Genomic DNA, 11,165 nt, shown 5'->3' on the forward strand with positions numbered 1-11,165 from the left:
AGTGACGCTGCCGATGCGCTATGGATAGACCGGAACGGTAGGTAGAACCTGTCCAGAACCGTTGAAGAGGTGCGCGATGTTCGGGGGCTGGTAGGGCGCGTTGGCGGGGTCCGGCATACGACGGACATCTTGGCCCCAGCGTTTAAGCACCGATGTGTGAAGGCCAAGGGTGATGGCAGGCGTCAAGCCGGTGAATTGTCGTGGCTCGGCGGTCGGCTTGCCGCTTGGATCGGGAATATTCCACGGCATTTCGGTCCAGGGTTGATGCGATACGTCCAGAGGATTGGCGTTGAAAGGTGCGATGGGGCCATTCATCATCACGCCAATCCTCGGGTCGCTTAACTGCGTGCGCATCCAGGCCAGCGATGCGTCGGCCAAACCGATTTCGCCGTTGGGGTATCCGCCGCCGACATCCGCATGCGCGCCGGCAAACAGCGCTTGCACGATGCTGTTTCGATCATTCCAGAGCGTTGGGGTGAAGTCGCGGCGCTGTTCGTCAATGGATATCGCATGGATGCCATAGGCGACGCGGGCGTTCAAATCCTTGGAGGCAAACTGGAAGATATCGAGCCGTTCGCCGTTCACCGCGTAATCGGGAATGCCCAGTGCGCCGACGGTGTCCCACACCGCGACAGCATGTATATCCACATTCGCGACAAGGCTGCCTGCAGGCAGCGTGCTCGTCACAAAGCCGGGCAGGTTGGTCATGATGTTGTCGAATCTTTCGGCCCAGGAATCATCGGTGTTCATTTTCTTGCGGTAGGCGTACCAGGCCGCCGCGCCCAGACGATAGGCGCGCTCCTTGTCCGTAAGGCCGATGATGGGGTTGAGCAAACCCTGGCCGATGATGAATCCGGCCAACGCTCTGGCGGTATAAGCGCCACGACTGAATCCCACCAGCACGATGCGATCGCCGGGCACATACTGGCGCGAGATATAGGTATAGCCGCGCACGATGCGCGTAATGGTTCCCGCGCCGAACGCGCCACCCATCAAGCGTACGAGAGGATTCCGCGAATCCCCCACGCCGTGCAGGTATTTGGCGACCTGCCGCAGGCCGGTGTCATCGCTGTACGTCTTCTCCTGCTCGTCGCCCAACATGACGGTGTCCGGCGTGTCCTGTCCCATCAGGGATAGGAACAGCTTCAGCACATTGGTCGTTCCGGACGACTGCCCGCTGTCATCGGGTTTCCCCGGTCCATTCCAGGTGCCGTCCGCGCAAAAAACGATGACCTTCGCCATAACCCACCCCCAGCGCGCCAGGCGCAACAGCGCCACGCACGGCCGCAGCTCACTGCGACCGTGCGTGGCAGGCTTTGGGGCGGTATTGGACCGCAGCTGCACGGGTGGGCAAGACGCAAGAACTCGTCACCACCGCGTGCGCAAAGCGATAAAACCGATCTGCTGTGTCCCCGATGCAAAACCCACGTAACCCAACGCCAGGGCTTCGCCCCCCCTGTGGCGCATCTTTGCAGCAAGACACCAATTATCCGCGCAGCGTGTAAAGCGGGCATGTAGACGGCGTCAACCGGGCTGAAACGTTTTGGCGTGCCGGGGCGTTTGCCACGGTTAGCCGCTTAAGGTTCACGCAAGCCAGCAGCTCCGGTGATGGCTGCACGTCGCGGCATGAGCGCAACGTTTTGTGCAACACGCATGTTCCCATCCGGTGCGTAACTGCGTCGCTGTCAGGTCATAAGGTGACCTGAAACGTCCGGCGATTCACGAATCTCTGCATGCAGGTGTCGGCGTAGAGCGCCTAAGCAGTGTTTTGTCACGTGGCATAAACGTTGCTTCGATCGGTCGTTCTGGCATCGAGCCAGGGAGTGGGACGAAGTGGTTCGCTCCATCCATTCAATCGATCACTCGCTATGCGCCATACGTCGCTGTCCGGTTTCCCCCCGAATCCGAGGAATAGGTCGATGGCTCTCCCGGGCATGCTCATACCGTTTGCGCATAAGGGTTGGCATCGCGCCGTTGTGAGGACCGCCCGATGAGCGAGATCGCGGCCTTCGACAGCACGGCATTCGATGCCGACGAGGCGTTTACGCGCTACTGCGATCTGTATGCACATGGCGCCGATGTCGAACGGACCGACGCGCCGTTTTTCGCCCGCGTGCACGGCTGGCGTCTGGATCGCACCTTATTGTTCGCGCGCGAATATGGCGGGATTCGTCATCGCCGCCGTGAGCGCGTGAAGGCGGGCAGCTTCGATCATTTCGTGCTCAATCATGTGGTCAGCGGCGAGCTGTTCGCCGGTCCGGACGGCAAGGTCATGACGATCCGGTCGGGCGAGAGCGTGTTGCTCGATACCTGCGAGCCGGCCGAGACCAGTGCCGACCATGTCGTGCTGATCACCGTGGGGCTGGCGCGCGACGGCGTGCGTGCGGCGGTCGGCGATGTGCAGGATCTGCATGGTTATCTGATTGGTGAGCGCGAGGGCGGTTTGCTCGGCGCCATGTTGCGCGCATTGATCGAGCAAATGCCCCATTTGTCATTCGCGGCGCACGCGGCGGTGACGCGTACGCTGATCGACTTGTTGTCGGTGGCGGTCAATCCCTTCGGTTCGGGCGCGCGTTCGGAGTTTTATCGGCCCGAGCAGGCGCGCTTCGAAACCGTGCGGCGGCTGATCGAGGCCAACCTCGAAGTGTCCGACTTCTCCATCCAGGACATCGTCCGTGCCACGGGCATCTCGCGCACCGGGCTCTATCGTCTTTTTGAATCGTTTGGCGGCATTGCGCGCTTTATCCAGCTGTGTCGCTTGGAGCAGCTGCGCGATCGGCTGGATAACCGCGCGTTCGATGGCATGTCGTTGGCCGAGCTGGCGCCGATGCTCGGGTTTGCCGACGAAAGCCATGCGAGCCGGTTGTTCAAGCAGGCGTTCGGCATCGCGCCGGGTGCTTACCGCTCGGCAAGCATTCGCGGTTTGCAAGATCCAGCGGCCGCCAAGATCGTGAGTGACTGGAACAGCCGTCTGACCGAAATGCAGTGACCCGCGGTTCGAGTGCGCTTTCTTGTAACAGTGTTCCAGACATGCAACACACCGACATGTCATGCCCCTGGCACAGCCCATAGCATTGGCCGCTTTCTCAAGATGAGAAAACCCACACGGACAAATGTAAGTGGCGTAACGTAGCGGAGTTCGTCGTGCCATGGTCAGTGGCAAGCGCCCCGGGGGCCAGATGGATCGCCGATTTCACTTTATCTCGGGTCTGCCCAGGTCTGGGTCGACCTTGCTGGCGGCTATTTTGAGTCAGAACCCGCGTTTCCATGCAGGCATGAGCGGGCCACTCGGCGGCGCCTTCAGCACCATGCTGGGCGAGCTCAGCGGTCGCAACGAATACTCGGTATTCATCTCCGACGCGCAACGCCGCCGGATGCTCAAGGGCCTGTTCGACAACTACTACGGTCCGGAATACAACGCCGAGGTGGTGTTCGACACCCACCGCGCCTGGTGCACCCGGATGCGCCAGCTGAAAGAGCTGTTCCCGCAGGGCAAGGTGATTGCCTGCGTGCGGCATGTGTCGTGGATCATCGACAGCATCGAGCTGCTGATTCGCAAGAATGCGTTCCAGCCTTCGTCCATCTTCAACTACCAGCCCGGCGGCACGGTGTATTCGCGCGCCGAAGGCCTGGCCAACGCCGAAGGCATGGTGGGCTACGCCTACAACGCGTTGAAAGAAGCGTTCTACGGCGACGAAACGTCCCATCTGATGCTGCTGCGCTACGAGACGCTGACCAGCGATCCGGCGCGCGCGATGGCCGCCGTCTATGACTTCATCGGCGAACCGGCCTACCAGCACGACTTCAACGACATCAGCTTTCAGGCCGATGAATTCGACCTGCGCGCCGGCACCCCGGGACTGCATGCGGTGCGCAAGCAGGTCGCCGTGCGCGAGCGCACCAGCGTGCTGCCGCCGGATGTGTTCCGTCGTTTCGAAAACGACGTGTTCTGGCTGGATCCGGCGTTCAATCCGCGTCGCGTGCTGGTGGTATAAGCGCGGTGCACACGCGCTGCGCCATGGCATCCATTTGATCGAGATCGGTTCGCCTCCGCGCAAGTCATGGCGCAGGACGGCGGTCGTACCGACGGTTGGAGGAATGGACACAAGCCATAGCCCTTGCTGATGACGCCGATATAAAAAAACGAATTCACATCGATCGCCTTGTGCCGGACACTTGACCACAGCCACTCTCGATGTCGAGTTTTAGCCATGCTTGCCAGCCTCTACGCTGCCGCCTCGACGTGGACGTTGCAGTATCCGCGTCTCCATTCGTTACTAAGCGGCGTCTACTGGCGGCTGTTCGTCCTCTTGGCCTTGTCGGTCTGTCTTTCCGCTAACGCCGCTGCATCGACATCGCCCGCTGCGCCGGCGGCCGTGCAGGTTTGCGCGGCATGCCATGGCGCACAAGGCGCCGGCAACGCTTCCGGCACACCGCGCCTTGCCGGCATGGACCCTGCCTACCTGGCGCACAGCCTGAACTCATTCAAGAACGGCAAGCGTCCCAGCAACATCATGCAGCCGATCGCGCGCACGCTTTCTGACGCGGATATCGACGCGCTTGCCAAGTACTTCGCCGCGCAGAAAACGCCACTCATAGTCTCCCCACAAGCGCCTTCGCCGGAGATGGTGGCTGCTGGCAAAGCCATGGCGCTGCACGGAGATGGCAACGGCGTTCCCGCCTGTTTTAGTTGCCACGCCATGAATGGCAGGGGCAATGGCGTGCGCTATCCCGGCATCGCCAGTCAACCGGAAACCTATCTCGTAAACCGGCTGCACGAATTTCAGGCGCGTGCGCGCGCCGGCACGCCCAAGCCGGGATCGATGACCGAAGTGGCCTCCAAACTTACCGAGGCCGAGATTGACGATGTGGCGGCATACCTGTCGGTCATTCCGCCCAAGTAGGCTTGTGCAGGGCGTTGCTTTGCCCGGCCGCTACAACGGAGCGTTCCACACTCCCGATAATTCATCGCGGCATGCGTTGCTGAAGTCCCTGAGCGGATTCATCGCTTTGTCATCGATTACCTCGCCGATGTCACGAAAGGTTTTATTGGGTGACAGGTACGCCTTGATAATCGCACGCACGACGTTATCGGCCTGTTCGACCACACTCGGCGCCGACAAGACGCGCATGCGGCTCACCATGGCGTACAGGCCAACCAGGTTCGACACCTTCGGCGTGTCATGTTCATAGGCATCCGCATACCACTTCGACGCCTCTTCAATGAAGTTTCGATACAGTTCTTCGCGTCGACCTAGCTGAGCCGCTCGCTGCTGTGCCGTGAACTGGACACGCTGCGTCAGCCAGGACGCCGTCAAGGAAGTAAGGCCGCCTATCGCCGATCCGGCGAGTGCGGCAAGCGCGGAAGCGTAAGCGGTGTCCATGGCTTTGACTCCATAGCAACGGGGTTGGAGTGCCGCGAGCGAAGTTTCGCCTAAAAAGGGACGGCGGGACGTTCCCCCAAGAGAGGCATCGTCACGGGCGCCAAACAATGCAACCGCCGTGCCACATCGGAGCGCGTGCAGAGTATTTGTGTCGCGTTGTGTGATCCGACGGCGTTCGACTTGAACGCTGACCCCATGCCTGTATATTGGAAGAAGCAATCCCAAGATCGGCGTTGGTCTAGCCAACCACCATCAACAGCGGGTTGATTCATGAAAGTCGACTGCGATCACAGCGATTTTCTCAGAGCGGCCCGTTACGTCGCTGTCTTTGTAGCGTTCGCTACCTTTTCCATGGCCACCGGCTCCTTGCATGCGCAGGTCCAGAGCACGGTGACGGCACCTGACTCGATCGCGACACGCGTGCAGGCCTGCACCGCCTGCCATGGCGAGAAAGGGCAGGGCAGCGGCAACAATTATTTTCCCCGGCTTGCGGGCAAGCCCGCCGGGTATTTGTTCAACCAGCTGGTCGCTTTTCGCGACGGCAGGCGTAAATACCCGCCGATGAACTATCTGCTCGCGTATCTGCCGGATACGTATCTGCAGGAAATGGCCGATTACTTTGCGACACAACAAGTGCCTTTTCCGGTGCTGCCTAAACCCAATGTCGGCCCACAGGTGCTGGCACTAGGCAAGCAGCTGGGCTTGCAGGGTGATGCTGCCCGGCACATTCCCTCCTGTGTTGCTTGCCACGGCCCATCCCTGACCGGCGTGTCGCCCGACATTCCAGGCTTGCTCGGTTTGGACAGCAAGTACATCAGCGCGCAACTCGGGGCATCGCGTTACGGGACGCGCGTTGCCGCAACATCCACATGCATGAAGAAGGTGGTGGTGCTGCTCTCCGAAGCGGACATTGCCGCCGTATCCGCATGGCTGTCGTCGCTTCCCGCGCCGGAAAATTCCGCACCGGCACCGGCCGGTTCGGTGAAGTTGGCGCTCACTTGCGAAAGCGCCGAGACGAGATGAGCACAGCATCGCCACCTTCAACGTACATGGGGCGACGCACAGGCACGTCATGGTGGATGCTTTGCATCGCGTTTGGCTTGCTTGCCTTGGCGCAGGTCGGACGAAGCCAGGATGCATCGGTGATTGCGCAAGGCCAGTATCTGGCGCGCGCGGGCGATTGCATCGCCTGTCATAGCAATCCCGGCGACAAACCCTTTGCCGGGGGGCGAGCGATGATCACGCCATTCGGTACGCTTTATTCGCCGAACATTTCGCCGGATCCGGTGACCGGCATCGGTACTTGGACGTCCGACCAGTTCTACAACATGATGCGCACCGGACGCTCGCCATCGGGGCAGCTGATTTACCCAGCGATGCCGTTTGCCGCCTATACCAAGGTCACCCGCGCCGACGACGATGCCATTTTCGCCTACCTGAAATCCGTTCCGCCGGTGCATCAGCAGAACCAGGACCAGGATCTGCGGTTCCCGTACAACAATCGCAATCTGCTGATGGGCTGGCGCACGCTGTACTTCAAGGAAGGCGAATACAAACCCGATCCATCGAAATCGAGCGAATGGAATCGCGGCGCCTATCTGGTGGAAGGACTCGGACACTGTTCGATGTGCCACACCGCCATCAATGCGCTGGGTGGCAGCTCGGCGTCATCGGCTTACCAAGGCGGCTTGATTCCGATGCAGGAGTGGTATGCGCCATCCTTGACGTCCAATCGCGAAGCGGGGCTTGGCGAGTGGAGCATCGAGGACATATCCGACCTCCTGCAGGCCGGCGTGTCGAAGCGAGGCGCCGTCTACGGACCGATGGCCGAAGTGGTCTACAACAGTCTGCAATATCTGTCCGATGCAGACATCCACGCGATGGCCATCTACCTCAAGGCCTTGCCATCGACGGGTGAGACGGCAGCTCCGACGGAAACCGAGACGCAGGACAAGCTTCGCCTGTTTCCACTCGGCAAGAAGATCTACGAAGCGCAATGCGCCATGTGCCATGGCTTGAATGGCGAAGGCCGTGGATGGGACTTCCCGCCACTCGCCGGAAACCAGTCGATCCAGATGACGTCGTCGGTCAATCCGATTCGCATGGTGCTCAACGGCGGTTACCCACCGGGGACGATCCGCAATCCCAGACCCTACGGCATGCCACCCTTCGCGCAACAGCTGTCCGACGAAGAAGTGGCGGCGGTCGTGACCTACATTCGTACGGCCTGGCACAACCATGGTGCGGCGATCCAGGCCCACGATGTGAATGTGCTGCGTCCGGCTCCGCTAAATTGAAAGGGGCGAGATCTCCATGAGTGGCAACAACGATGAATCCGCCAAAAGTGAAGACGAGCGCGTCGAAGAAATCGTGCGCGCCGGGCCGCGCGGTGCATTGACGGTCGCCGGCATCGCGGTGGCGATCGTTACGGCGATATGGTTCCTGTTCTACTTCCTGGTCTTCCTTCCACGTGGTGTGATTCATTAGGGGAGTTGTCATGGCCCAAGTGTCTTCCGCCGATCCGCACGATAGCGCCGAACAGGCTGCGCGTATCGAGAAGCGCTGGGCCATCGTGATCGTCGGCATCATGGCCTTGCTGGTGGCGGTGACGATTTTCACCGGCCTGCACTGGGCGATGATGCCCCCATCGCGAGTCGAAACCATCGATCCGTCCACGTTGCACGTATCGGGTGAATTCGTCGAAAGCAACCTCGGCAGTGCGGTCGAAGCCAATGGATCGGTGACGGTGCGAATCATCGGCCAACAGTATTCATTCACGCCGCAATGCATCGTGGTGCCGGCGAAAACGCCCATCGTATTTCGCGTGACCAGTGCCGATGTGGTGCACGGCATGCTGATTACCGGGACCAACATCAATTCGATGGTCGAGCCTGGTTACATCGCGACGTTCAAGACCGAGTTTGATCAGCCAGGCAATCACCTGATGCCGTGCCACGAGTTCTGCGGCGTCGGCCATGAAGCCATGTGGGCCAATGTGAAGGTCGTGGACAAGGACGTTTTCGCAAAGATGGCGGCCAACACGAGGAGACTGAGTTGTGATCTCTAACAAGCGTCTCGTGCTTGCCCACTTCTGGTTGGCGTTTGGCGTATTCGGCCTGGCCATTCTGCTTGGCGAGTGGCAAATGTTCATCCGCAGCCCGCTGCACGCCTGGATCCGCGACCCCGATCTGTACTATCGATCGGTCACCGCGCACGGCACCGTGATGGGCTACGTGTTCCCCACGCTTATCGCCATGGGGCTCGGCTATGCCATTTCCGAACTCGCGCTCGACCAACCGCTGGTAGGTCGGCGCTGGGCGTGGGTGGGGTACGCGCTGATTATTATCGGCTCGATCGCCGCGGTCGTGCCGGTCGCGATGGGACTGGATTCGGTGCTTTACACCTTTTATCCACCGATGATCGGCAACGCCTTCTACTACATCGGCGTGGTGCTGGTGGTGGTCGGATCGTGGATCTGGGTCGCCCTGATGGGCATCAATCTGCACGTGTGGAAACGCGCGCATCCGGGCGCGCCGGTGCCACTGGCCATGTTCGCCAACGTGGCGGGGGCGTATCTATGGGCATGGACGGCGGTCGGCGCGGCGCTGGAGCTGCTGTTTCAGATCTTGCCGGTGGCGCTTGGCTTCACCAGCACCATCAACGCAGGGCTCTCGCGCGTGCTGTTTTCGTGGACGCTGCATGCCATCGTCTATTTCTGGCTGATGCCGACGTACATCGCCTTCTACACGATCGTGCCCCGCGCCATCGGCGGCCGCCTGTACAGCGACACCATGGCGCGCATCTCGTTCGCGCTTTTTCTCGTCTTTGCGATGCCGATCGGCATCCATCATCTGTTTGCCGATCCTCAAGTGGGCGCGGGCTTCAAATTCGTCCATTCGGTGTTCACCGCCTTGGTCGCGGTCCCGACCTTCCTGACCGTGTTCACCATTTGCGCTTCGGTTGAAATCGCCGCGCGCCTGCGCGGTGGCAAGGGTGCCTTCGGCTGGCTCAAGGCGCTGCCCTGGGACAACCCGCAAATGCTCGCGTTGGCGTTCTCGTTTGTGCTGCTCGGTTTTGGCGGAGCCGGCGGCCTGATCAATATGAGTTATCAGCTGGACTCGACCATCCACAACACGCAATGGATTACCGGCCATTTCCACCTGATCTTCGGCGGCGCCATCGTGATCATGTATTTCGCCATCGCCTACGACCTGTGGCCGCACCTTACCGGGCGCGCCATGCTCGACCTCGGCCTGATCCGTGCGCAACTATGGCTATGGTTCGTCGGCATGATCGTGCTGACGTTTCCCTGGCACTACGCCGGCATCCTCGGCATGCCACGGCGCATGGCTTACTACGACTACACCGCGCCCGGCATGGCCGCCGAGGGCATTACGGTCGTGATGTCGGTGATTGGCGGCGCGTTGTTGGTGCTTTCCGCCATCCTGTTCTTTACGGTCCTGTATCGCAATCATTCGGCAACCAGGGTTGAGCCGGCGCCCTTCACGTTCAGCAAGGCCGTGCATGAGCCCACTTCGCTGCCGTTGGCGTTGAATGGCCTGGGACTTTGGGTCGCCCTGATGATCGTGTTGACGATCACCAACTACGGCTATCCGATTGTGCAGCTCATCGGTTTGCACAATGCCGACGTACCGGCGGTCTTTGTCGGAGCGAAGCGATGAACAGCGAGCGCCCACGCCTTATATCGCTGCGCAACCCGTGGTTCACCGCCAGCGTCGGGGGCACCTTGGTGGTGTTGCTCTTTTCGATGTTCGTCGGCTTCATCTGGCTCCCTTCCGCGCAAAACGACGCCTTGTTCAAAGGCCTGCTGGATTCCATTTGCAGCGCCGCCGGCGTGCCCCGGGCCTGGCTGAGTGAAACCAGTCCGCCGGTTACCCCGCAGCAGCCGGTGTCCAGCGTGGTGCTGACCCCCGAGATGCTGATCGGGCCGGATACGCGCGGTTCGATCGGGCGCGGCGCCACCCTGGCGTTACGCTGCACCATGTGCCACGGCGCGCGCGGGGTGAGCGCCGCCAACACGCCGAACCTGGCTGGACAATACGGTCCGTCGATCTACAAGGAACTTCGCGATTTTCAAAGCGGTGCACGCACGAGTGCCGTCATGGCGCCGATGGTGGTTGGACTGGGCGACCAGGATCTGCGCGACCTGTCGAACTACTATGCGTCGCTACCGCGCGCAAACTCGACCAGCGCGCCATCCGCTCCGGATATCGTCGCCACCGGAGCACCGATGCGCAACATCGCTCCCTGCGGTTCCTGCCACGGTGGCATGGTGAACAAGCTGGGTGCTCCCTGGCTCAGTCCGCAGCCGCGCTCCTACTTGAAGGATCAGCTTGAGGCCTTTGCGCAAGGTACGCGCCACAACGATATAAGCGCCCAGATGCGCAATATCGCGCGCAACATGACGCCGGATGAGATCGACGCATCGGTCGGCTATTACGCCGGCAACAAGTAAGCGTGCGTCGCGTTATTTGTGGATGCCGGACGGTTGCGCTCCGACCGCGTGGCCGCGCACGCCGTAATACAGGATGTACAGATAGCACGGCACGATGACCATCAGGAACGCGAGCTGGAAGTTGATGTACTGCTTCAGATGCACAAAGACCTGGGGCATCAGGGCGCCACCGACGATGCCCATGATCAGCAGCGCCGAGCCCAGTTCGGTATGGCTGCCCAGGCCCTTGATCGCCAGCGGGAAGATCGCCGGCCACATCATGGCGTTGGCAAAGCCCAGCGCGGCGACGAACGCCACCGAGATAT

General features: G+C 60.9%; 11 protein-coding genes and 1 pseudogene. 9 read left to right on the top strand and 3 right to left on the bottom strand.

All coding sequences use genetic code 11. The features are described from left to right. Positions 1-18: 18 nt before the first annotated feature. Positions 19-1,242, bottom strand: coding sequence for a DUF2235 domain-containing protein (locus ISP19_RS05710; RefSeq protein ID WP_204680392.1), 1,224 nt, complete (start codon positions 1,240-1,242; stop codon positions 19-21). Positions 1,243-1,990: 748 nt separating this feature from the next. Here ISP19_RS05710 and ISP19_RS05715 point away from each other — a divergent pair. The 3 genes from ISP19_RS05715 (at position 1,991) to ISP19_RS05725 (ending at position 4,904) form a co-directional block, all read left to right on the top strand. Next, positions 1,991-2,989: a helix-turn-helix domain-containing protein gene (locus ISP19_RS05715; protein WP_204680393.1), complete on the top strand. Its 999-nt coding sequence runs from the start codon at positions 1,991-1,993 to the stop codon at positions 2,987-2,989. A gap of 190 nt (positions 2,990-3,179) precedes the next feature. Next, positions 3,180-3,995: a sulfotransferase family protein gene (locus ISP19_RS05720; RefSeq protein WP_204680394.1), complete on the top strand. Its 816-nt coding sequence runs from the start codon at positions 3,180-3,182 to the stop codon at positions 3,993-3,995. Positions 3,996-4,211: 216 nt separating this feature from the next. Further along, a complete protein-coding gene (locus ISP19_RS05725; protein WP_204680395.1) occupies positions 4,212-4,904 on the top strand; it encodes a c-type cytochrome in 693 nt (230 codons plus the stop codon). Between the two features lie 30 nt (positions 4,905-4,934). On the opposite strand, the gene ISP19_RS05730 is transcribed toward ISP19_RS05725, so the two are convergent. Next, entirely contained in the window at positions 4,935-5,384 is a 450-nt protein-coding gene (locus ISP19_RS05730; protein WP_204680396.1) for a hypothetical protein, read from the bottom strand. 270 nt (positions 5,385-5,654) lie between these two features. Between ISP19_RS05730 and ISP19_RS05735 the strand changes: the two genes are divergently transcribed. From ISP19_RS05735 to ISP19_RS05760, 6 genes are read left to right on the top strand one after another with little or no spacing between them, the layout of a single operon-like run. Beyond that, positions 5,655-6,407: a c-type cytochrome gene (locus ISP19_RS05735; protein ID WP_204680397.1), complete on the top strand. Its 753-nt coding sequence runs from the start codon at positions 5,655-5,657 to the stop codon at positions 6,405-6,407. After that, positions 6,404-7,681: a c-type cytochrome gene (locus ISP19_RS05740; protein WP_239556546.1), complete on the top strand. Its 1,278-nt coding sequence runs from the start codon at positions 6,404-6,406 to the stop codon at positions 7,679-7,681. Before ISP19_RS05735 ends, ISP19_RS05740 begins: the two co-directional genes overlap by 4 nt. Before the next feature lie 16 nt (positions 7,682-7,697). Then, positions 7,698-7,871, top strand: a complete 174-nt coding sequence (locus tag ISP19_RS05745) for a hypothetical protein (protein WP_204680398.1) — start codon at positions 7,698-7,700, stop codon at positions 7,869-7,871. Between the two features lie 10 nt (positions 7,872-7,881). Further along, complete coding sequence (locus tag ISP19_RS05750; RefSeq protein WP_204680399.1) at positions 7,882-8,451, top strand: cupredoxin domain-containing protein; 570 nt, start codon at positions 7,882-7,884, stop codon at positions 8,449-8,451. After that, positions 8,441-10,066 carry a b(o/a)3-type cytochrome-c oxidase subunit 1 gene (locus ISP19_RS05755; protein ID WP_204680400.1) on the top strand — a complete coding sequence of 542 codons (1,626 nt, stop codon included), beginning with the start codon at positions 8,441-8,443 and terminating at the stop codon, positions 10,064-10,066. The genes ISP19_RS05750 and ISP19_RS05755 overlap by 11 nt, the downstream gene beginning before the upstream one ends. Next, positions 10,063-10,860: a c-type cytochrome gene (locus ISP19_RS05760; RefSeq protein ID WP_204680401.1), complete on the top strand. Its 798-nt coding sequence runs from the start codon at positions 10,063-10,065 to the stop codon at positions 10,858-10,860. The genes ISP19_RS05755 and ISP19_RS05760 overlap by 4 nt, the downstream gene beginning before the upstream one ends. Before the next feature lie 12 nt (positions 10,861-10,872). Here the strand turns inward: ISP19_RS05760 and ISP19_RS05765 are convergent. Continuing rightward, positions 10,873-11,165 (bottom strand): annotated as a pseudogene (locus tag ISP19_RS05765) (glucose/galactose MFS transporter); the annotation flags it as partial.

The organism is Dyella flava (genome assembly GCF_016904955.1).
Lineage (GTDB): Bacteria > Pseudomonadota > Gammaproteobacteria > Xanthomonadales > Rhodanobacteraceae > Dyella_B > Dyella_B flava.